This window comes from Anabaena sp. 4-3 (genome assembly GCF_001597745.1).
GTDB lineage: Bacteria > Cyanobacteriota > Cyanobacteriia > Cyanobacteriales > Nostocaceae > Trichormus.
The window spans coordinates 97,535-121,198 of record NZ_LUHJ01000061.1 but is presented as its reverse complement, the minus strand read 5'-3'; the positions used below and the strand labels follow the sequence as shown (position 1 = coordinate 121,198).

Below are 23,664 nucleotides of genomic sequence, written 5' to 3'. Positions count from 1 at the left end.
AAATCATGGCTGACAATGAGAAATAACAGATAAAAATTTCAATTTCTGCTGAAATTCACCCCCGTTTTTCAATGACTCTATTGCCTCCTGCCGACTTGAGGAAGGCAAAGGAACCACCAGCCTTTCCTACACCTTCTAGCCATTTATTACATCTAGTTAACCGATTTCAATTATCCCCAGAAACCGTTGTGCTGTTTTTAGCTCTAATTATCGGCGGCGGTACGGGAATGGGTGTGGTAACGTTTCACTATTTGATTGAGCTAATCCATGATCTATTGCTGGAAAATTTCATGGGTGCAATTGGTGTTTGGGGAGCTTGGACGCTAGCTTTAGTTCCCATCCTGGGTGGATGCGTCGTCGGGTTGATGCGCTGGCGCACCCAAGACTTTGGCCCTGGGCTATCTTCTCTGATTGCGGCTTCAAATGGTACCGAAATCCAGCGACAACTACGCCCTGTCACCAAAATGTTAGCTGCATCCGTGTCTTTGGGCAGTGGTGCCTCTTTGGGGCCAGAAGGGCCGAGTGTGGAGATTGGTGCTAACTTTGGGATGTTGCTCTCTTTAATCCTGCAAGTATCACAAGAGCGACAGCGTTTACTTTTGGGAGCCGGGGCGGCGGCGGGATTAGCAGCCGGCTTTAATGCCCCCATCGCTGGGGTATTTTTTGCCCTAGAGGTAGTCATGGGGGCGACATCTTTCGCTACTTCGGCTGTGAGTGTGGTATTACTAGCCGCAGTCGTAGCCGCTTTGATTGCTCAAATTGGTTTAGGGGCGCAACCTGCTTTTGCTTTACCTGTATATCAAGTCCGCAGTCCTTTTGAGTTGCCGATTTATTTAGGGTTGGGTTTGGGGGCTAGTTTAGTTTCTTTGGTTTATAAACAAGCCATTCGTTGGGCAACAGCCGGCTTTGCAGGTGCAATTCCCGGTTTGCGGTTTTTAGGTAGCATCCCTAAACCCATTCATCCCATCATCGGCGGTGCAATTATTGGGGCAGTGGCTTTGCAATTGCCGCAAGTTTTGGGTATTGGATATAGCACTGTCCAAGCCATGCTGCAAGATGTAGAATTTTCTTTGGATTTATTGCTGGCTTTACTCATAGTCAAGCTGCTAATCACTGCGATTAGTGTCGGTAGCGGCTTTGTCGGTGGTGTGTTTGCACCAGCTATGTTTCTTGGTGCTTCTTTGGGATCAGCTTATGCCAAAATTCTGGCTTTAGTAGTCCCCAGCATTGGCGAATATATGGCTGCTCCTCCTGCTTACGCAATGGTGGGGATGGCAGCAGTCTTAGCTGGCAGTGTGAGAGCACCATTAACAGCCATTTTGATGCTGTTTGAACTCACCCGCGACTACCGCATTGTTTTACCACTGATGGCCGCTGTGAGTTTAAGTGTGTGGCTAGTTGAGCAGATCAAACCCAACACTAACTCTAACTCTAACCTGCAACAAATTGGTCTTTCAGAATTGAAAGATGAACTCTTAGAAATTGTGCAGCAACTTTTAGTAGAGGATGCTATGCTGGCTTGTCCCAAAAAACTACCTGCAACTTTAGGGGTGTTAGAAGCAGCCAAGGAAATGATCCGCGATCGCACTCGCAGTGCTTTAGTAGTTGATGCCGCCGACCAATTAGTTGGTATCCTCTCCTTAGAAGACCTAAACCGCACCCTTTCTGTATGGCAAAATTACCCTAATTCCTCAACTGAAAATCAGGGTAACTTAGCCATGCAAACTATCATAGATATCTGTACCACGGATATTCTTTATGCTTGGCTAGATGAACCTTTATCTGAGGCTTTAGACCGCATGACACTGAGAGGTTTACATCAATTACCTGTGGTAGCACGAGACAACCATGAGCAGATTTTGGGTTTGTTAGATCGAGCGCAAATTACATTAACGTGTAACTTAGCAGTTACACGCAAAGCAGTTGCTCAGGTAGTCATTAGTCATTAGTTGTTAGTCATTAGCTAACTCACTGATGCCATTAAACTAAGAACAGGACTGTGGACTATTGACTTGGGACTGGGAAATGTTGACTATTTAGGCGGTAGCTTCTTCAGCTTCCGCACCTATTTTTTCATCTTCATCTACCTGTCTCAGACGAATGTGCTTTTTGCCGAGAGTAATTACAAACTCATCTCCTGGTTTGAGGTTCATCTGTTTTGTATAAGCTGAACCAATCAACAAGTTACCATTCGATTGCACACTAATTCTATAGCTAGCACTGCGTCCACCCCGTCCATTACTATTGGGTGAACTGTCTAACTGAATGCCTTCAGCATCAATTAAGGCATTCAAGAATTTCATCATATTGACACGCTCTACACCATTTTTGGTCACGGTGTAGTAGCCGCACTGCTTGGCTTTTTCTTCTTTGCTCAGGTTCCCTAGCTCTTTAACTTTTGTGAGCAGTTCTTCACCGACTAGAGGTTCAATTTTTTTCAGTTTAGGCATCAACTTAGGTCGAAAATCAATGGTTGAAGTAGTTGAATCGATTTTATTTTAGCTGAATTAAGCTAATAGGAGTAGTATCCTTGAGTTTTTATCTCAGCCTAGCCAAGTATATTACACTCATAGCCAAAATTATTGCACAATTTTTAATATTGGCAAGACAATATAATTTTTGATCATGCGGCTAACTATATCTAGTTTGTGAATCACTGCTAAACTATATTTATTTAAGTTTTCTAAAGTGGTGCAACAAAAGTTGTCTACTTGCTCAAGTTAATCATTGAGGGGCAAAATGATCAGCACAACTGATGATCAGTCATTAGTCATAAGTTAACCCAAGTTGCTAATCAGGATGTGACGAATGACTAATGACGAATGACTAATGACGAATGAAACTAACTACTAGAGGACACTACAGTGTAAAGGCTTTACTGGACTTGAGTTTGCAACCAAGTTATGGCCCTGCATCTGTGAAAGCGATCGCTAAACGTCAAGATATCCCTGCCCCATACCTAGAAAAATTACTAATAGAAATGCGTCGGGCTGGGTTAGTAACATCAATTCGCGGTAGCATTGGCGGCTACCAACTAGCAAAAGAACCTGTACAAATCTCCATAGGACAAATTTTAGAAGCAGTGGGTGAAAGCATCACTCATTTACCCCATCACACCCCCACCCCAGCACAAACAGAAGATTGGGTAACATTTACCCTGTGGCAACAACTCAACCAAAAACTCAAAGAAGCTTTATACAGTATTACTCTGGCAGATTTATATTACGATGCTCGTAGCTGGCAAGCCTCCCTAGGAGAAGAAGCGAATTTTGTGGTTTAGTCATTAGTCATTAGTGATTAGTCATTAGTCATTAGTGATTAGTCATTAGTTATTAGTCATTAGTTTTTCTCCCTCTGCTCCCTCTGCTCCCTCTGCTTCCTCTGCTTCCTCCGCTTCCCCAGTCCCCACCAATCCCTAGCCCCTAACCAAAAGTGTTATCAGCGATTGTTTTAATCATTGCGGCAATTTTAGATTACTTAATAGGTGATCCTTGGGGATGGCCTCATCCCGTGCAAGTCATGGGGTGGGTAATTTCCCACCTAAGCAAATTTTTTTTGCACCTGTTTCACCACTCGCTCACACGTAGGATAGCTGGAATTGCCTTAGCCCTAATATTAATTATTGGTAGCGGTGGAGTGGGTTGGTTCATAGTGCAAATAGCCAAATGGCTGCATCCACTGTTAGCAATTGCTATAGAAAGCATTATTTTAGCCAGTTGCTTTGCGCTTAGAAGTTTGCGAAATGCAGCAGTTGATGTTTTACAACCGTTAATAGCGAAAGATATAAAATTAGCTCGCCAAACTTTAAGTAACTATGTCGGCCGAGATACAGAAAATCTGTCAAAATCAGAAATTTTGCGCGCCGTTTTAGAAACAGTCACAGAAAATGCTACCGATGGCGTGATGTCTCCACTATTTTATGCAATTGTGGGGGCTTGTATTCCAGGTGTGGGAGCAGTTCCTTTCGCTTTGGCATATAAAGCCAGCAGTACCCTAGATTCTATGGTGGGTTATCGAGAAGCACCATATACATATTTAGGATGGTTCAGTGCGCGGTTAGAAGACTATTTAACTTGGTTGCCTTGTCGCCTGACAGTCTTGACTTTAGGTTTGATATCCAATAAGCCTCTAGATGTATGGCGCATTTGTCGCCGAGACGCAGGTAATGATCCCAGTCCTAATTCTGGTTGGAGTGAGTGCGCCTATGCAGCAATTTTGGGGGTACAAATGGGAGGGATAAATTGGTATCGGGGAGTGCCAAAGCCAAAACCACTTTTAGGTGATGCTATCTATCCCATCAACCCCAATCATATTGACCATGCTTTGCAAATAACGAGATATTGCTTTTTACTATGGTTAGGAATAGCCATTGTCATACTCTTGATACTCTAAAGATGGGGACTCTTGACTGTTGACTGGGAAAGAAGAATTGGGGCAGGGTGCAGGCGGCAAGGGGGAGAGAACTTTCTCCGTTTCTCCCTGCTCCCTGCTCCCTTGCCTCAAGAGCCTCAAGAGCCTCCCTGCTCTCCATTCTGGTGTTGTTCTTTACTCAGGGTTATTGGTCTATGGCTACACCTGCTAAAGTAGTTGAAATCCTTTCTTCAGAAGACTTACGTCGGACTGTCACACGTTTGGCTTCTCAAATTATCGAAAGAACACGAGATTTATCTCAGTTGGTGCTGATTGGTATCTATACCCGTGGTGTACCGTTGGCGGAACTGTTAGCACGACAGATAGAGTCCTTAGAAGGCGTAAGCGTAGCGGTGGGAGCCTTAGATATTACCTTTTATCGGGATGACCTTGACAAAATTGGTTTGCGAACTCCGGCAAAAACCAATATCCCTTTTGACTTGACAGGTAAAACCGTTGTGTTGGTGGATGATGTGATTTTTAAAGGACGGACAATTCGCGCCGCTTTGAATGCTGTTAATGAGTACGGTAGACCGGAAATTATTCGTTTAGCGGTGTTGGTAGATAGAGGTCATCGGGAGTTACCCATTCATCCAGATTTTATCGGTAAGCAGCTACCAACTGCTAAAGAAGAAATTGTGAAAGTTTATTTGCAAGATTGGGATCACAAGGATGCGGTGGAGTTAATTGGTTATTAAGGGGAGCAGGGGGAGCAGAGGGGAAAAATCTCATGCCATACGCCCCATGCTCTATCCTGTTTTTATTCCCATAGAGGGATTATCAAATAACCCCAAAGTAGGTTTTATTGGATAAATATGTCCAATTTTTTTGGACTTTATCTCTGTAATCCTCGACTTCCAAGGTTGATTTTGTTAGATTGAGTTATGCCCAAGAAAGATGACGATGAGGTACTGCTAGAGATTCAAACTGACTCGTATCTGAGGCGAATTCCCGTTATTGTCCTGACAATATTAGGGGTTGAGGAAGATAGATATCATACCTAAGATTTGGGTGCAAATTCCATAATGATCAGCCAGATAATTTCTCTTCTTTAGTGAAGAAGATGAACATCATCGGCAGATACTGGTTGGAATTTATGGAATTGCCACGAGAATTAACGGGAGGCGATAATGGCAAACAATCCAATCAGAGTTTTGTTAGTTGATGATGACGAAAATGACTACAAATTAACTCGTGATTGGTTCCATGAATTTCAGATGGTTAGCTGCAAGTTGGAATGGGTGGATAATTATCAAGCGGCTCAAGCTGCGATCGCTCTTTACCAACATGATATCTATCTGATAGACTACCGCCTAGGGGCAGACAGTGGACTAGAATTATTACGTGAAGCGATCGCTGATGGCTGCAAGGCTCCGATCATTTTGCTCACAGGTCAAGGTGACAGGGAAATAGACCTAGAAGCCATGAAAGCAGGTGCAGCAGATTATCTGGAAAAAAGTCAATTGAATACTCTTCTACTAGAGCGTTCTATTCGTTACGCTATCGAACGCAAACACACCGAGCAACAAATCCGTGAACAAGCTGCTTTACTTGATGTTACTAACGACGCGATTTTTGTCAAGAATTTAAACGAAGAAATTTTATTTTGGAACAAAGCAGCAGAATTATTATACGGTTGGCGCAAAGAAGCAGCTATTGGTAATCAAACTGACCATCTTTGGCAGGAAAAAAAACCGACACTGTTACAACAAGCACAGCAAGAGCTTTTACAAAATGGTGCTTGGATGGGGGAATTACATCAAAAAACAATATCGGGCAAAGATATTATTGTGGAAAGTCGCTGGACATTAATACATGACTTTTGCAACCAACCCCAATCTATTCTAGTGGCAAATACAGAAATTACTGCCAAAAAGCAACTAGAAGCGCAATTTCTCCGCGCTCAACGTTTGGAAAGTATTGGTACACTAGCCAGTGGAATTGCTCATGATCTGAATAATGTTTTAGCTCCGATTTTGATGACAGCGCAATTATTAGAATCTCAAATCAAAGAAGAGCGATCGCGCCGACTCTTGCCTATATTAATTAATAACTCTAAACGTGGGGCAAATTTAGTCAAACAAGTGCTGTCTTTCACTCGTGGTCTTGAGGGTGAACGTACCCTGTTACAATTACGGCACTTAATTACAGAAATTCACCAAATTGTTCAAGAAACATTTCCCAAATCAATTACAGTTATTACCCAAATCCCGCCTCAACTTTGGACTGTATCTGGTGATGCTACCCAACTGCATCAAGTCATAATGAATTTGTGCGTCAATGCCCGTGACGCTATGCCTAACGGCGGCACTTTAAAAATTTCTGCCGAAAATCTCTTACTTGATGAACACTACGCCAAGATGAATCTAGATGCCCAAGTAGGCCCCTATGTTGTAGTGACAGTTAGTGATACGGGAACAGGTATTAAACCTGAGATTTTAGATCGGATATTTGAGCCATTTTTTACTACCAAAGAACTAGGTAAAGGTACAGGGTTGGGACTTTCAACTGTGCTAGGCATTATTAAAAGTCATGGTGGGTTTATTAACGTCTCAACCGAGGAAGGCAAAGGCAGTCAATTTAAAGTATATATACCTGCACAAGAAACTAGGGAAACCTTAGAAGAAGCAGAAAATACAATACCTGCTGGTAACGGCGAATTAATTTTAATTGTCGATGACGAAGCAGCAATTAGAGATATTACGAAAACCTCTTTAGAAAGCCATAACTACAAAGCAATGACCGCTAGTGATGGAATTGAAGCTATAGCTTTGTATGCAGAATATCAACAAGAAATATCTCTGGTTTTGACAGATATGCTGATGCCATCAATGGATGGGCTAACCACCATCCGCACTTTACAAAAAATTAATCCCCGTGTGAAAATTATTGCTGTCAGTGGACTGGCTGCCAGTGATAAAGTTAATGCAGCGTATAAAATGGGTATTCAAGCTTTTTTACCCAAACCTTATACAGCTAGTCAATTATTAGAAACTATTAGTACAGTTAAACGTCAAAGTTAGGGCAACTGTTGACAGTTAACTAATAACTAATAACTAATAACTAATAACTAATAACTAATAACTAATAACTAAAATTATGCTGAAACCTGAAATAGCCTGTCATCTTTGGGAATCACTTTGGCAAGAATATAAAGCTAGAGTTAGTTATGCTCAAATTTATGAACAAATGATTACGGCGGCGGGTGGAACTGTCGCTAATGACCATATTGCTTTTCGGTCTTTGCGTTTGGTAGTTGATAGCAACCAAGGTCAAGTTAATTTAGGGATTAATTATTTAGGACAAATAGCTGAAGCATTGGGTTATGTCCCTGCTGGGGAATATATTTTTCCTGAAACTCATCTTTATGCTTGTCACTATTCTCATCCACAAGCGGCAGAATTTGACTTACCTAAGCTGTTTATTAGTGAGTTAATTGTAGATGAATTACCAGATGATATTGCTCAATTAATTTACTCAACAGTCTCTACAATTTCTGAAGAAATTAGCTCTTTTGTTATTCCACAAGCAGAGGGCAACTGTGAAGATATTACCCAAAAACTACAAAAAGTCTTTACTCGCCCTTGGGAAACTCCCCGGCACTCTGTGGTGGAAGCAGTTAATCAAGTGACACAATATGGTGCTTGGGTGCTGTTACACGGTTATGCTGTGAATCATTTCACGGGTTACGTTAATCGTCAGAATACTCCAGTATACCCAGATATAGATACTACGGTGCTGGGTTTGGCTAAGTTGGGTGTACCGATGAAAGCGGAAATAGAAGGGGATGTTAGCTGTGGTTTACGTCAAACAGCGACGCAAGCAGTTAAGGAAATGGTGACAGTTATTGATGATGTAAGTGGTGAGGAAATTCAAATTCCTTGGACTTATGCTTATTATGAAATTGCCCAGCGTTATTTGGTGGAAGTAGCACCTGGAAAATCAGAACTTTTTTCGGCTTTTTTAGGGAAAAATGCCCAGCAATTGTTTGAAATGACTCGATTTTAGTCATTAGTTATTAGTTATTAGTCATTAGTCATTAGTCATTAGTTTTCCTCCCCTGTTCCCCTGCTCCCCTGCTCCTTATGTTTCTGACGAGTTTTAGAAACTTGGAGTCAATTGAAAGTTTAAATTAATACTAACAACAGCAATGTTTGTGTCCAAGTTGTGGTTATGCTGACAAACACCTACTCAACTTGGGGATTTTCAAATCAAACAATTGCTGTATGAATATTATTAACTTTGAATTTATATTCACTTTCATTCTGCCACAACTGATATATGCAACTTTCTTGAGTGCTGTGATTGCGGCTATAGTTGGTGGTATTGTGGGACTGATTACTGGTGCGATCGCTCGTCGTATTAAACATACCATTATCCCGGCAATGGTGGGTGCTTTCTTGGGGACGATGTTGGTGGCCATGACTCCCATTTTTGCTAGTCCAGATACTTATATAGGTGGCCCCTATGGCGGACTAGCGATATTATTGAAAATGATTTTTCTTGTACCAGCAGGTTCTCTGATTGGTGGTGTAGTTGCTGCTGCTTATGAACAAAAACTATCCTCATCGGTCAAACGCCGCATAACTTGGATGGGGTTACTTTTCACCTATTCTCTGATGATGATTTTACTCTATTTTAACTTAGCACCTGCCCCGTTGCAGTTGGTTAAAGCTGCTGGACAGGAGGAAAACTTTCTGCCAGTTGTAGGTAAGATTATTGGTTATGAACAGAAATTTTCCTCTTATTATCAGGGAATTCGGAGTTTAGCATTTACTCATGATGGACAAAAATTAATAGTTGCCAATGTTGGTGATCTCAGGGTTTGGCAAATAGATACAGGTAAATTACTCCACACCTTCCCCGGCCCGTCAGAGGGTAGTACAACGCTGAATGATTTGATTGATGCGATCGCTATTACTCCTGATAATCAAACTATAGTCACAGCCGCACCAGCACAAATACAAATCCGGGAACTAGAAACAGGTAAAATTATCCATAGGTTGGCAGGTTCTAATTTTATCAAGCTGACTCCTGATGGTCAAACCCTTATCGGCTTAAAAATGACGGATAAACCTATCAGGGATTTGGGAGTTTGGCAAGTCAGCACTGGAAAATTATTGCGTACTATTCCTGCTAAATTAGAAACTTTAGACCCTGGTTATCCTGTGGATATTACTGGCGATAGTAAAACTTTAGTTGTGGCAAATAGATATTACAGCAATCAGATAGAAATCAGGGATATTAATACAGGTGAGCGTCTGCAATCTTTTGGTGATAACCAGGGCAAACGCATCACTACACTAGCAGTTACACCAGACGGTAAAATCCTGATTACTGCTCAACAAAACAATTTGCAAATTTGGGACATCAACACAAAAAAAGTCGTGAAAACTATTCCCAACGTAGGAACAGTCAACACTTTGCTAATTACTCCCGATAGTCAAACCCTAATTAGTAATGGTGATGCTCTGCAAATTTGGCAAATCAGCACAGGTAAAAAATTGTTAACGTGGCAAAAACCAAAGGGAATTGTTACAACTCACGTAGCACTCAGTCCTGATGGTAAAACCCTCGCTGCTACCGATGACAGAGGGGTGAGGGTGTGGCGGTTGAATGTTAGTCATTAGTTATTAGTCATTAGTTATTAGTCATTAGTTATTAGTCATTGGTCATTAGTTTTTCTCCCCTGCTTCCCCAGTCCCCCCTTCGGGGTTCGCCAGTCGCTCCTGGGGGAGACCCCCAAGACCGCGCTGGCTCACCAGTCTCCAATGTTTTAGGACTGTTGAATTTGTAACAAATTATGAATTTATACATCTATCTTTGGGAATAAATTACCGAAAAACAATACTTATGTTGCTTGTTAAACCAAAAGCGAATTTTTTTTGTTATGGTGATCCCAAAGGAAATATTAAGCAATCGACCAAGATAAAAAACACAATATTTGGTGTCTATTGGGCTGGGATTGCAAAATAAGAAAAACAGACAAAAACTCACTATAACAACCAGAGCATCAACTGGGGAGGTAATATCTATGGTGACAGTATCTCATCAAAAGGTAGCTCAATACTCTAAAGATAAATCACTGGTTCTCTGGTTTGATGAAGTTGGCATTGCGGATATTGGTTTGGTGGGTGGTAAAAATGCGTCTTTGGGGGAAATGATTCAACAGTTAACACCCCAAGGTGTGAATGTACCAATGGGGTTTGCAACTACGGCTTATGCTTATCATTATTTTATTCAAGGTGCGGGTTTAGAAGCGAAGTTAAGAGAATTATTTGCTGATTTAGATGTTGAGGATGTCCACAATTTACAAGCGGTAGGAAAACAGGCGCGATCGCTCTTAATGAATACACCATTTCCGTTAGAATTACGACAGGCGATCGCAAATGCTTATGACAGCTTGTGTCAACTCTACAACCCTAACACAGATGTCGCAGTGCGTTCCAGTGCAACCGCCGAAGACCTCCCCGACGCAAGTTTTGCCGGACAGCAAGAAACATATTTAAATGTAGTAGGTGTAGAAGCAGTATTAGCAGCTTGTCATCGTTGTTTCGCTTCCCTATTTACCGACAGGGCTATTTCCTACCGTCACACCAAAGGCTTTGATCATTTTAGTGTCGCCTTAGCCGTGGGTGTGCAGAAAATGGTACGCTCTGACTTAGCCACCTCTGGGGTAATGTTTTCCATTGACACCGAAACAGGCTTTAAAGATGCGGCTTTAATTACCGCCGCTTATGGCTTAGGGGAAAACGTCGTACAAGGAACAGTTAACCCCGATGAATATTATGTATTTAAACCGACTTTAAAAACAGGCTTTCGTCCCATTATCGATAAAAGATTGGGCAGCAAAGAATTAAAAATGGTCTATGACCAAGGTTCAGAATTTACTAAAAATATTCCAGTACCAAAAGCAGAACAAAATCAATTTGCCTTGAGTGATGAGGAAATCTTACAACTAGGAAAGTGGGCTAGTGTAATTGAAGAACATTATTCTCAAGTCCACGGAAATTATACACCGATGGATATTGAATGGGCGAAAGATGGAATTACTCAACAATTATTTATAGTGCAAGCCCGTCCTGAAACAGTCCAGTCGCAGAAGCAGAGTAACGTCTTGCGGAATTATCGGTTAGTTTTAGGGAATCAAGAAAAATCCACCCCACACCCCCTAGTCACAGGTAGGGCGATAGGTGAAGCTATTAGTCAGGGGAAAGTCCGAGTAATTGACGATGTGAAACAAATTCATAGTTTCCAAGCGGGAGAAGTGTTAGTCACCCAGCGCACAGACCCCGACTGGGAACCAATTATGAAACGCGCCAGTGCAATTATTACTAATTCTGGCGGGCGTACCTGTCATGCAGCAATTATCGCCAGAGAATTAGGAGTACCGGCTATTGTTGGTTGTGGAAACGCCACGGAAGTTTTAACTACAGGACAAGAAGTTACCGTATCTTGTGCAGAAGGGGAAGAAGGCAAAGTTTATCAAGGTATATTACCTTTTGAAGTCCAAGAAGTGACTTTAGAAAACTTACCCCGGACTCGTACCCAAATTTTAATGAATGTGGGTAATCCTCAAGAAGCCTTAAGTTTATCAGCTATACCTAATGATGGCGTAGGTTTGGCGCGGACTGAATTTATTATTGCTAACCAAATCAAAATACATCCTTTAGCGTTGATTCATTACGATAAATTAGCAGATGCCGAGGCAAAAGCTAAAATTGCTGTGATTACGGCGATGTATGCCGATAAACCCCAGTATTTTGTTGATAAATTAGCCCAAGGGATTGCTAGAATTGCCGCAGCCTTTTATCCCAAACCTGTGATAGTGCGGATGTCTGATTTTAAAAGTAATGAATACGCCAACTTAGAAGGTGGGAGAGAATTTGAACCCAAGGAAGAAAACCCGATGTTAGGCTGGCGGGGTGCGGCAAGATATTATGATCCAGGTTACAAAGAAGGTTTTGCTTTAGAGTGTCAAGCCATTAAGCGAGTGCGGGACGAGATGGGTTTAACTAACGTTATCCCGATGATTCCTTTTTGTCGCACACCCGAAGAAGGACAGTTAGTTTTAGCAGAGATGGCAAAAAATGGTTTACAACAAGGTGTGAACAACTTGCAGGTGTATGTGATGTGCGAGTTGCCGAGTAATGTGATTATGGCGGCACAGTTTGCAGAGATATTTGACGGGTTTTCCATAGGTTCTAATGATTTAACTCAGTTAACATTGGGGTTAGATAGAGATTCGGCTTTAGTGGCGCGACTGTTTGATGAACGCAGTCCGGCGGTGAAGCAGATGGTAAAAATGGCCATAGATGCAGCGAAAAAGCATCACCGCAAAATCGGGATTTGTGGACAAGCACCCAGTGATTACCCGGAATTTGCTGAGTTTTTGGTGGAACAGGGGATTGATTCGATGAGTTTGAATCCTGATTCTGTGTTAAAGACTATGTTGCAGGTGGCGAAGGTGGAGGAGTCGATTAAGGATGTTTGAATTTTCGACCTAACCCCCTGGAATATGTAGAGACGTTTCATGAAACGTCTCTACAATTTAGGGGAGTGGGACTATGGTAGAATTTGAGGCTGTCTAAACATTCTCTTGGGGACTGGGAATTGGGTAAAAATTGTGTTGAATGCGCGGATGGGTAGGTGTACAAAATTGGGGTTTGGCAATAATGGCTGTATTCCTTATGGGGCGGGCTTTTGCAGAAAAATTAATTTAAAACCATCCGCGCACCTTACACAGCAAGGGTTTCAGCGATTTTGCTTAAATCAACTGACATTTTCTCGTGTTATAATAGACCCATCCGCGAATCTGAACCTTGAAAACCTTATATTTATTAGCTTTCCGGCTTCCGCAGTTGAAATTTCATCTAATCCCTATTAGGGATTGAAACAGACATGGTTAACACAGTCGATGGTACTGGTCGAGTTGAAATTTCATCTAATCCCTATTAGGGATTGAAACGATAATACTATCGATGCCTCACAACAACTTAATGAGGTTGAAATTTCATCTAATCCCTATTAGGGATTGAAACCAATTTTATCCGCCTTCTCCCTTGCCATATTGACGTTGAAATTTCATCTAATCCCTATTAGGGATTGAAACCTTCAGTAGTATTTTTTGGAGGACGACCAGGGGGTCGTTGAAATTTCATCTAATCCCTATTAGGGATTGAAACAAAGTATTATCAGAATAAACATAAGGTAAATCTTCAGTTGAAATTTCATCTAATCCCTATTAGGGATTGAAACTGATATACGTGAAACGACCTCTTAGCAACTCTGGCAGTTGAAATTTCATCTAATCCCTATTAGGGATTGAAACCACACATTAATTACAACTGCATTTTTAAAAACTGTTGAAATTTCATCTAATCCCTATTAGGGATTGAAACTAGACTTATTGACAAAGACAAAAAGACTAGACATGTTGAAATTTCATCTAATCCCTATTAGGGATTGAAACTTTTAGGATCACTTTTTAAGAACTGCGATCGCCCAAGTTGAAATTTCATCTAATCCCTATTAGGGATTGAAACTAGCAAAGGAGACTGATAGACGCAAATCTAACGTTGAAATTTCATCTAATCCCTATTAGGGATTGAAACAACAAACCAGAGGCTTTTTATAGGATTAGCCTTGAGTTGAAATTTCATCTAATCCCTATTAGGGATTGAAACTATTCGCTTCTAAGGCTTCATGGAAGAATTTTGTACTACCACAGTTGAAATTTCATCTAATCCCTATTAGGGATTGAAACCAAAAAATGAAATTGGGCGAAAGCTGGGGGATTTTGTTGAAATTTCATCTAATCCCTATTAGGGATTGAAACAACTTACCCAATATTCTTCAACCCATTGAGTGTGTTCGGGAGGTTGAAATTTCATCTAATCCCTATTAGGGATTGAAACATCTGCGATATGATTGTTGATTTTGATGCTATTCAGTGTTGAAATTTCATCTAATCCCTATTAGGGATTGAAACGGGGTTAATTTTTAGATTTAGAACTGAGAATAATGTTGAAATTTCATCTAATCCCTATTAGGGATTGAAACAAAAATGCACGTTTTTTGTTGCGTGCGTTCAACTCAGCCGTTGAAATTTCATCTAATCCCTATTAGGGATTGAAACAATAAACTGAAGCAATTTCTTTGCGCCTACTCTGCGAGAACGCCTTGCGGCGAATGCGCCTACCCTGCGGGTTCCGCTTTAGCGGTATGCGCGAAACATAAAATAACCTTCTCAGCAACACCAAAAGACACATACAACAAATCTAAAGAAAAACAGACATTGCTAAAAGGAGTAAAGTCTTGAAATCATAACTCCTGACTCTCTCTGCGCCTCTGCGCCTCTGCGTGAGATAAATCAACCCCATACCCCAGAAACGAGTCAGAAAAACACAACCCCAGGGTTAGAGATGGGTGCTAGTCGCCGTCCTATTCGATAATATATAGTTCGTAGTGAGTGGCTGATTGCTGATGACAAGGATGATGAGGACTAAAGTCCTCACTACAAACCTTTAATGACTCTTGACTAATGACTAAAAATCTGTATCGCATTGGCTTGCTGGGGATATTTTTGATATCACTCGCTTTCCGGTTTTGGGGACTCGATAGATTTAATACTTTGGTATTTGATGAAATCTATTATGCTAAGTTTGCGAATAACTATCTTACCCAGACACAATTTTTTGATGGACATCCACCTTTAGGTAAATATATGATAGCTTTAGGAATGTGGCTTGGTAGTCATGTTCCTTTTTGGCAAGAACCGATAAATGGACTCACTGGTTCACTGCGATCGCCTGAAAGTTATCGATGGATGAATGCCTTATCAGGTGCATTTATCCCGCTAATTATTGCTAATATCGCCTATCAAATCAGTTATCGACGGGGTTTTGCTTTACTTGCAGGTTTTTTCACCGCTTTAGATGGCATATTTATTGTTGAGTCTCGCTATGCCTTAATCAATATTTATATTGTATTATTTGGTTTATTAGGACAGTGGCTATTTTTATTAGCATTATCCACACAGTCAAAAAAACGTAATTTTTACCTCACACTATCAGGTGTTGCTTTTGGTGCTGCCTGTGGAACAAAATGGAATGGTTTATTTTTCCTGGCTGGTATGTATCTAATATGGGGTTTGGGTTGGATACACCAGTTACTCATAGCCGGAAATCAAGCCAAAAATTTGCTTAAACGACTATTTCAGTGGACGCTTCAGCCGTCTATTCCTGCTGCTAATATTCTATCATTACAAAAGCTCACCCAAATTAACTTTTGGCAATTTATCTTATTTTTAGGCATCATTCCCGTCAGTGTTTATAGTTTGATTTGGATTCCCCATTTACAAATCAATCCTAAATATGGATTTATTAGAGTACATCAAGAAATTTTAGCATTTCATGAACGCCTGGGCGGAAATAGTCCTTCTGTTCACCCTTACTGTGCTGCTTGGTACAAATGGCCGTTAATGACTCGACCAATGGCTTATTATTATCAAACAGCACAAAATATCAATGAACCTCTACCTGTGTTGGGGCCGCCTTTACCTAGTGGTGCGGCAAAGGTGTATTATGATGTTCATGCAATGGGTAATCCTTTTTTATGGTGGTTTGGTTTTGCTGCCTTATTATTTTTATTAGGAATGTTGTTATTACCAGTAGTAGTTGCTGTAGTTAAACGCAAGCGGTTATCTTTACCTGCACAACTGTCTGTTGATACTTGGATAGGTTTATATATAGTCTTGAATTACGCCATCAACTTACTACCTTGGGTGAGGGTGACAAGGTGCGCGTTTATCTATCATTATATGACGGCGGTTGTATTTGCATTTTTAGCGATCGCCTGGTTCATAGATCAATGTCTACGCAGTTATTATCTACCACTCCGCGCTGTTGGTATGACAATTTCATTTATGATTATCGCTGCCTTTATCTTTTGGCTACCGCTTTATTTAGGTTTACCTCTGTCTCCTGAAGATTATAGACTACGGATGTGGTTTAACTCTTGGGTTTGAGTTAGTCATTAGTCATTAGTCATTAGTCAACCATCAAGAATCAACAGTCTTTACATAGCTACATATAAACTGCTTGGTTAATCAGCTACATTTTACATTTCTTATCTGTATGTATGGTTACTTGTTGTTAGACTGGTAACGCAAGCAGGTGTAGAGAAAGCTGCATTCAACTACTGAGGAGTCATAAGTTAAGCAGTCTGAACAAGTTGATGAGGGCATATATATCAGGCTGCTAAATTCAGTAGCATCTCTGAAAGTAAGACACAATTTTATCTGGAAATGTTTTCAGGGCTGCTCAATCTGAGTTTGTTGATTGTTTGACTATAAACCATAATTTTAAGTATTGTAAACCCAAACAGACCGCTAAAAACTTTAATTTTGCTGTAATTTGGCTGTTACCAGACGATAAAGGATATTTTTATGACTATAAGTATAGATTTACCCACAATTAATGTTACTAGCTTAAAAGAAGCTCCCATCCATCTTTATAGTGAAATTCAACCGCATGGGGTACTTTTAGTTTTAGAAGAGCCTGACTTAAAAATCTTACAAGTTAGTAACAATACTTGGTCTATTTTTGGCATTAAGGCTGAAGATATTTTACAGAAGACGCTAGATGATTTACTCGATTCTTTTCAAATGGAAAGAATTAAAACAGGTTTACTAGCAGGTAATATCGAATTTATCAATCCTACTAAACTGTGGGTACGGAAGAAAGGCGATGATTACATTGTGTTTGATGCGGTGTTTCATCGCAATTCTGAGGGATTTCTGGTTTTAGAATTAGAACCTGCAATTACTCAAGAAAATATTCCTTTTTTAAGCTTTTATCATCTAGCGAAAGCTTCGATTAATGAGTTAGAGAAAACAGCAAATCTGCGGGACTTTTGTCAGATTATCGTCCAAGAAGTCCGAAAAGTCACTGGTTTTGACCGAGTGATGTTATATAAATTTGATGATGATGGACATGGTTCAGTTGTGGCGGAAGAAAAAATTGATAGTCTGGAATCATATTTAGGTTTACATTACCCAGAGTCGGATATTCCCACCCCAGCCAGAAAATTATTTATTTCTAATTCGATTCGGGTAATTCCAGATGCTCATGCTGAACCTGTGCAGATTGTACCAGATAATAATCCGGTGAGCGATCGCCCGATAGATTTAACTAACTCTATCCTCAGAAGTCCGGCATCTTGCCATTTAGAATATTTGCACAATATGGGTGTAGGTGCTTCCTTAACTATATCCTTAATTAAAGACCAAAAACTCTGGGGATTAATTGCTTGTCACCATCAAACCCCAAAATATGTTTCTTACGAATTACGTAAAGCTTGCGAATTTTTAGGCAGAGTTATCTTCGGGGAGATTTCCGCCAGAGAAGAAACAGAAGATTACGATTATCGCATCAATTTAACTCATATTCAATCACTTTTGGTTGAATATATGTCTCAAGAGGACAACTTTGTAGATGGTTTAATCAAACATCAGCCAAATCTTTTAGATTTAACCAGCGCGCAGGGTGCGGCTGTATGTATTGGCGACAATTTTACTTTAATTGGCGAAACTCCCAAAGAAGAAGATTTAGTTTATTTGGTGCAGTGGTTAAAAAATAATGTTGAGGAAGAAGTATTTTACACTGATTCTTTAGCACAAGTTTATCCCGATGGAGAGAGATTTAAAAATGTCGCCAGTGGGTTGTTAGCAATTCCCATTTCTCACCGCAATTATGTATTGTGGTTTAGACCAGAAGTAATTCAAACTGTAAATTGGGGTGGTGATCCACATAAAGCTTTTGAAGTTAGTCAGTCAGAGGGGAATGTGCGCCTATGTCCGAGAAAATCCTTTGAATTGTGGAAAGAAACAGTACGCCTGACTTCCTTACCTTGGCGAGCCGTGGAAGTCAAAGCGGCGTTAGAATTAAGAAAGGCGATTGTGAATATTGTTCTGCGTCAAGCTGATGAATTGGCTCAACTTGCTCAAGATTTAGAACGTTCTAACGCCGAACTGAAAAAGTTTGCTTATGTCGCTTCCCATGACTTGCAAGAACCACTTAACCAAGTGGCTAATTATGTGCAGTTGTTGGAAATGCGCTATGAAGATGAGTTAGACGAAGACGCGAAAGAATTTATTAACTTTGCCGTGGAAGGAGTCAGCTTAATGCAGACTTTGATCGATGATGTATTAGCATACTCCAAAGTCGATACGCAAGCGATCGCCTTTCAACTTACCGATGTTGAGAAAGCTTTAGAACGTGCGCTGAGTAATTTAAGACAGCGTATCATAGAAACAGGGGCAACAATTACCCATGATCCTTTACCAAGCGTCATGGCTGGTAGTACCCAACTCATGCAGCTATTCCAGAATTTGATAGCTAACGCGATTAAGTTCCGTAGCGAAGAACCACCACGCATTCATGTTGGTGCAGAAAGGTTAGAAGACGAGTGGTTATTCTCAGTTAAAGATAATGGTATCGGCATTGATCCCAGATTTAGCGATCGCATTTTTGTAATTTTCCAACGCCTACATACACGCGACGAATATCAAGGTACGGGTATGGGTTTAGCCATCTGTAAGAAAATTATCGAATGTCATCGGGGGAGGATTTGGGTAGAATCACAACTTGGTGAGGGCGCAACCTTCTATTTTACCATTCCCGTCGGAGGTCGAGAGCGTGAGCGTAGAAACGGAAGAAAAACACAAAATCATCTTTTTGGTAGAGGATAACAAAGCTGATATCCGCCTGATTCAAGAAGCTTTTAAAAATAGCTCAATACCACACCAAGTAGTCTCAGTCAGGGATGGTATGGATGCAATGGCTTATCTGCGCCAAGAAGGCGAATATACCGATGCGCCACGACCAGACCTGATTCTGTTAGACTTGAATTTGCCTAGGAAAGATGGCAGAGAAGTCTTAGCGGAAATCAAAACCGATCCCGCACTCAAACGCATTCCCGTAGTCGTGCTGACAACCTCTAGAAATGAGGATGACATTTTTCACAGCTACGAATTACACGTTAATTGCTACATCACCAAATCTCGCAACCTCAGCCAACTATTCCACATCGTCAAAGGAATAGAAGAGTTTTGGCTATCTACCGTTACTTTACCACCAGAGTAGGGACTGGGGATTGGGGTAAGCGGCGGCGAAAAACTAATGACTAATGACTAATGACTAATAACTAATAACTAATGACTAATGACTAATAACTAATGACTAACATGATTGGACACTCAGTCAAAATTTTGTTAATTGAAGACAACTTAGCAGAAGCTAGGTTGTTACAAGAGTATTTGCACCAAGCTGAGTCCAAACAATTTAGTCTAGTTCATGTAAAGCGATTAGGGGAAGCACTTCAGGAACTCAGTCATGCCAGATATGATGTGATTTTGTTAGACTTGACTTTACCTGACAGTCAGGGATTGTCTTCTCTGTCTTTATTAATCGCGCAAGACCCTAGTATACCCATTGTTGTCCTTACTAATACTAATGACGAAGATTTAGCTATTGAAGCAGTGCGTCAGGGGGCGCAAGATTATCTAGTTAAACGACAGGTAAATGTTCAGGTATTGGTTCGCGCTCTATTTTACGCGATTGAGCGCAAACAAGCTTTAGAAACATTACGTACACTGAATAAATCTCTAGAAAATCGCGTCGAAGAAAGTACGGCGGAACTGGTAAAAGCTCAAGAAATTAATCAGTTTAAATCTGAGTTTGTTTCTATGCTTTCCCATGATATTCGCAATCCTTTAAATACTATCATGTTAGTTGCTGGGTTACTGCAAGATAGTGGCGAAAAATTAAGTCAGGAAAGAAAACGCTATCATTTTGAAATGATTCGTTCCGCCGTGAAAAATATGGCACAGCTATTAGATGAAGTTTCCTTAATCGGTAAAGCTGAATCTGGTAAACTGAAGTGCGATCGCATCGCCATCGATTTAGAATTATTCTGTAGCCAATTAGTCCAAGAAGCCCAATTAAGCATCGGAGAAAAGCAACTGACAGTAGAATTCACCCGTGCGGGAAGATTGCATGACGCGTTACTAGATGAAACTCTACTGTATCACATTTTGGGCAATTTACTCGGCAATGCTATTAAGTATTCCTTACCCGGTGGTAAAATTCATTTTGATGTTATTGGTCAACAAAACGGCGTAATTTTTAAGATTCAAGATTGGGGAATTGGTATTTCCCCAGAGGATCAGAAACAACTGTTTCAACCCTTCCATCGAGGTGAAAACGTTGCGGGAATTTCTGGTACTGGCTTAGGATTAGCAATTGTGAAAAGGTGTGTTGATGCTCACGGTGGTGATATTTGGGTTAATAGTGAGTTAGGCGTAGGCACAACCTTTACTGTTATACTACCATTGGCGTGAACATCATCTGGTGGTTGACTCAGCTAAATTTTAGTTGTAAGCTGACTTGAGCAAGGTGAGAGTGGGGATAAATTTGTATGAGTAATTTAAGAGTTAGCCAGCCAAAGTTGATGTTATATAAAATGCAGCTAATTAGTGATAATTCCCCAATTTATCCCAATAAACTGTAAATATCCTAATCCTCTGACCATCGGAACCCCTGCTGCTTTCATGATAAGTCTTTAATTGCTGATGATTTTATTCCTCGCACACAAGCAAGCGGATTTTCAGGTATTATCAATCCTGGGAATTTTTGGAGGCATTTTTGCTAAGTGGAACCCATACCTTCGCTTAAGCCAGGATGATCAAGTTTTAACTGAAATCAGCGAATAGATTATTGATCTAGGGATGCTTTGCTGAATGTTGAACCGAATTGCAACGTCTCAAATTTTCACTTGAGCAGAGTTGACAAACAGCCTCTTATATTAGCATTTTAATTAATAGTTTAGCATAGAATGTAGGGAAGAAAAATATTTTTTAGACATCCTATGCCGATTTCATCTGTTGGAATATTTGAGTTGACGTATTTTCTATGAAATGGTCAATAGATAAAAAAACAACTGTAGGATTAGGGGCTGTATTATCGGCTTTAATTAGCTTAAGTTTGTTTTCCTACGGAAAATTAATTACCCTACGTTCTGCAACTAATAACGTACAAGATACCTACGAGGTAATCCGGGATATTGAAAAATTAACATCCCAACTTAAAGATGCAGAAACTGGACAAAGGGGTTATCTATTAACTGGAGATGCCATTTATCTGCAACCTTATCACAGTGCGATCGCTCAAATCGACTCAAATTTACAAAGACTCAAACTTGCTACAAAAGGTAAATCTAAACAAGAAGAATATTTATTAGCATTAGAACCTGTAATTGCTGCCAAACTAGCACAAATCAAACAAACCATTGATTTATCCCAAAGGAATCAATCGGCTGCGGCGTTGCAACTGGTGAAAACTCACGAGGGTAAGCAACTAATGCAGAAGATTCGGAATATTATTGCCGAATTGGAACAGGAACAATTATACCTTCTTAACCAACGCTCACAGGTAGAACGGGATAATGCTAACCAAGCTAATTTGTTAGTCGCCTCCAACCTGCTACTAGCTCTTTTATTTGCGGCAGTAATTTATCAATTGAATCAGGATGTTACCTATCGTCAGCAGTTAGAAATCAACCTACGCGAAAGAGAACAACAGTATAGGCTACTCGCCAATTCCATACACCAAATTATTTTAGTTGTCAGTCCCAATGGTGAGATAAAATTTACTAATCAGCGTTGGTTAGACTACACTGGTATGACTCTGGAAGCATTCAGAGCAATGGGATGGGGTGCTGTGGTACATCCTGATAATCTGGCAAATTATCAAGCTCAGTGGGCAAAACTGCTGCAATCTGAGCAAGCTTATACTTGGGAGTTTCGCTTACGCCATGCTGATGATTTATACCGTTGGCATTTGAGCCATGTAGTACCTGTGAAGAACTCGCAAGGGCAAGTTGTGGAATGGATTGCTACGATTACTGATATTAATGATCTCAAAGCAGCAGAACAAGAGCTAAAACAGCAAAAACAAAATTTATTTCAAGCCAACAAATTCAAAGATGAATTTTTGGCGATTATTTCCCATGAACTACGTACACCACTAACTTCTATTCTCGGTTGGGCAAACCTGCTAAAAAGCCGCAGATTTGACTCAAACAAAACAGCAATGGGGTTAGAAACAATTGAACGTAATGCGAAAGTGCAGATTCAATTGATTGATGATCTGCTGAATGTTTCGCGCCTGATGCGTGGTAAAATCCGCTTAAATAAGCGTTCTCTGGATTTGGCATATATAGTAACAAAGGCAGTCACAGCAATTCAGCCAACAGCCGCAGATAAACAAATTCAAATCCATAGGAATATTGCCTGTGATTTAGGCTTAGTTATCGGTGACTCAGAACGATTAGAACAAGTTATTAACAATTTACTCTCGAATGCTATCAAGTTCACCCCAGAGGGTGGACAAATCACGGTAACTTTAGAGAGGGAAAATAAATATGCTCAAATTAAAGTAAGTGATACAGGTAAGGGTATTAAGCCCGACTTTTTACCTCATATATTTGATATTTTTCGTCAGGCGGATAGCTCGATTACGCGGGAGAGTGGCGGGTTAGGATTAGGATTAGCGATCGCTCGCCAACTCATAGACATGCACAATGGTAAAATCTTCGCACACAGCTTGGGTGAAGGGCAAGGAGCAACCTTTACTATCCAACTACCAATGCTGGCAGATGAGAAATTCAACACCAGCAACGAAACACCTAATGGCAATCAATCATCCACAACGGATGACTTATCTTTGGAAAATACGCGGATTCTCGTGGTAGATGATGACCCAGATACAAGAGAATTATTAGAAGTGATTTTAGCGCAGTATCAAGCCGAAGTTCTGGCCGTTGCTAGTGGCAAAGAAGCGGTAGAACAAATACCCAGCTTTAAACCCAATATTTTAGTCAGTGATATTGGCATGCCACAAATGGACGGTTACACCCTCATCCGCAAGATTAGAACCTTAGATAGTAGCGAGGAAAGTCACATTCCGGCGATCGCCTTAACCGCTTACAGTCGCATGAGTGACCATAACCAAGCACTGCAAGCTGGCTTTAATCAGCATATTGCTAAACCCGTAGATCCGCAAGAGTTAGTTGCAGCCATTAAACATTTAAAAATTTCTCATAGCTCTGAAGCGGTGGCTAACAGTATTTAACTCCCTTCTCTACGAGAGGCTGCGCCAACGGGAGAGGGAACTCTTAACGGGCAACTCTTAA

At 40.6% G+C, this 23,664-nt stretch carries 14 protein-coding genes and 1 CRISPR repeat array; of the genes, 13 read left to right on the top strand and 1 reads right to left on the bottom strand.

All coding sequences use genetic code 11. From position 1 onward, the window contains the following. Positions 1-71: 71 nt before the first annotated feature. Entirely contained in the window at positions 72-1,949 is a 1,878-nt protein-coding gene (locus A3775_RS15655; RefSeq protein ID WP_066375433.1) for a chloride channel protein, read from the top strand. A gap of 87 nt (positions 1,950-2,036) precedes the next feature. On the opposite strand, the gene A3775_RS15650 is transcribed toward A3775_RS15655, so the two are convergent. Continuing rightward, positions 2,037-2,450 (bottom strand): AbrB family transcriptional regulator, encoded by a 414-nt coding sequence (locus tag A3775_RS15650; protein WP_066375434.1) that lies wholly within the window; start codon positions 2,448-2,450, stop codon positions 2,037-2,039. A 386-nt stretch (positions 2,451-2,836) separates the two neighbouring features. Between A3775_RS15650 and A3775_RS15645 the strand changes: the two genes are divergently transcribed. The 12 genes from A3775_RS15645 (at position 2,837) to A3775_RS15590 (ending at position 23,603) form a co-directional block, all read left to right on the top strand. Then, positions 2,837-3,280 (top strand): Rrf2 family transcriptional regulator, encoded by a 444-nt coding sequence (locus tag A3775_RS15645; protein ID WP_066425766.1) that lies wholly within the window; start codon positions 2,837-2,839, stop codon positions 3,278-3,280. A gap of 152 nt (positions 3,281-3,432) precedes the next feature. Continuing rightward, positions 3,433-4,392, top strand: coding sequence for an adenosylcobinamide-phosphate synthase CbiB (gene cbiB, locus A3775_RS15640; protein WP_066375437.1), 960 nt, complete (start codon positions 3,433-3,435; stop codon positions 4,390-4,392). 173 nt (positions 4,393-4,565) lie between these two features. Beyond that, positions 4,566-5,108, top strand: a complete 543-nt coding sequence (pyrR, locus tag A3775_RS15635) for a bifunctional pyr operon transcriptional regulator/uracil phosphoribosyltransferase PyrR (RefSeq protein ID WP_066375440.1) — start codon at positions 4,566-4,568, stop codon at positions 5,106-5,108. A 432-nt stretch (positions 5,109-5,540) separates the two neighbouring features. Beyond that, positions 5,541-7,433, top strand: coding sequence for a response regulator (locus A3775_RS15630; protein ID WP_066375443.1), 1,893 nt, complete (start codon positions 5,541-5,543; stop codon positions 7,431-7,433). A 79-nt stretch (positions 7,434-7,512) separates the two neighbouring features. Continuing rightward, the gene (locus A3775_RS15625; protein ID WP_066425921.1) at positions 7,513-8,418 is read left to right on the top strand and encodes a DUF1338 domain-containing protein; all 906 of its coding nucleotides are present in this window, start codon (positions 7,513-7,515) and stop codon (positions 8,416-8,418) included. A 218-nt stretch (positions 8,419-8,636) separates the two neighbouring features. After that, positions 8,637-10,040 carry a WD40 repeat domain-containing protein gene (locus tag A3775_RS15620; RefSeq protein WP_066425765.1) on the top strand — a complete coding sequence of 468 codons (1,404 nt, stop codon included), beginning with the start codon at positions 8,637-8,639 and terminating at the stop codon, positions 10,038-10,040. Positions 10,041-10,444: 404 nt separating this feature from the next. Then, positions 10,445-12,904 (top strand): phosphoenolpyruvate synthase, encoded by a 2,460-nt coding sequence (ppsA, locus tag A3775_RS15615; RefSeq protein WP_066425763.1) that lies wholly within the window; start codon positions 10,445-10,447, stop codon positions 12,902-12,904. Between the two features lie 366 nt (positions 12,905-13,270). After that, a CRISPR array of direct repeats spans positions 13,271-14,548; the repeat unit is 37 nt; unit sequence GTTGAAATTTCATCTAATCCCTATTAGGGATTGAAAC. A 405-nt stretch (positions 14,549-14,953) separates the two neighbouring features. Further along, complete coding sequence (locus A3775_RS15610; RefSeq protein ID WP_066425759.1) at positions 14,954-16,438, top strand: dolichyl-phosphate-mannose--protein mannosyltransferase; 1,485 nt, start codon at positions 14,954-14,956, stop codon at positions 16,436-16,438. A gap of 420 nt (positions 16,439-16,858) precedes the next feature. Beyond that, the gene (locus A3775_RS15605; RefSeq protein WP_066425758.1) at positions 16,859-19,162 is read left to right on the top strand and encodes an ATP-binding protein; all 2,304 of its coding nucleotides are present in this window, start codon (positions 16,859-16,861) and stop codon (positions 19,160-19,162) included. After that, positions 19,110-19,556, top strand: a complete 447-nt coding sequence (locus A3775_RS15600; protein ID WP_066374862.1) for a response regulator — start codon at positions 19,110-19,112, stop codon at positions 19,554-19,556. Before A3775_RS15605 ends, A3775_RS15600 begins: the two co-directional genes overlap by 53 nt. A 101-nt stretch (positions 19,557-19,657) precedes the next feature. Continuing rightward, a complete protein-coding gene (locus A3775_RS15595; RefSeq protein WP_066374861.1) occupies positions 19,658-20,812 on the top strand; it encodes a hybrid sensor histidine kinase/response regulator in 1,155 nt (384 codons plus the stop codon). 571 nt (positions 20,813-21,383) lie between these two features. Beyond that, positions 21,384-23,603 carry a CHASE3 domain-containing protein gene (locus A3775_RS15590; protein WP_066374854.1) on the top strand — a complete coding sequence of 740 codons (2,220 nt, stop codon included), beginning with the start codon at positions 21,384-21,386 and terminating at the stop codon, positions 23,601-23,603. Positions 23,604-23,664: the final 61 nt, after the last annotated feature.

Bases quoted from the DNA above. Each gene is read 5' to 3' on its own strand.
- A3775_RS15655 (WP_066375433.1), top strand. From the start codon at position 72: ATGACTCTATTGCCTCCTGCCGACTTGAGGAAGGCAAAGGAACCACCA.
- A3775_RS15650 (WP_066375434.1), bottom strand. From the start codon at position 2,450: ATGCCTAAACTGAAAAAAATTGAACCTCTAGTCGGTGAAGAACTGCTC.
- A3775_RS15645 (WP_066425766.1), top strand. From the start codon at position 2,837: ATGAAACTAACTACTAGAGGACACTACAGTGTAAAGGCTTTACTGGAC.
- pyrR (WP_066375440.1), top strand. From the start codon at position 4,566: ATGGCTACACCTGCTAAAGTAGTTGAAATCCTTTCTTCAGAAGACTTA.
- A3775_RS15630 (WP_066375443.1), top strand. From the start codon at position 5,541: ATGGCAAACAATCCAATCAGAGTTTTGTTAGTTGATGATGACGAAAAT.
- A3775_RS15620 (WP_066425765.1), top strand. From the start codon at position 8,637: ATGAATATTATTAACTTTGAATTTATATTCACTTTCATTCTGCCACAA.
- ppsA (WP_066425763.1), top strand. From the start codon at position 10,445: ATGGTGACAGTATCTCATCAAAAGGTAGCTCAATACTCTAAAGATAAA.
- A3775_RS15610 (WP_066425759.1), top strand. From the start codon at position 14,954: ATGACTAAAAATCTGTATCGCATTGGCTTGCTGGGGATATTTTTGATA.
- A3775_RS15605 (WP_066425758.1), top strand. From the start codon at position 16,859: ATGACTATAAGTATAGATTTACCCACAATTAATGTTACTAGCTTAAAA.
- A3775_RS15595 (WP_066374861.1), top strand. From the start codon at position 19,658: ATGATTGGACACTCAGTCAAAATTTTGTTAATTGAAGACAACTTAGCA.
- A3775_RS15590 (WP_066374854.1), top strand. From the start codon at position 21,384: ATGAAATGGTCAATAGATAAAAAAACAACTGTAGGATTAGGGGCTGTA.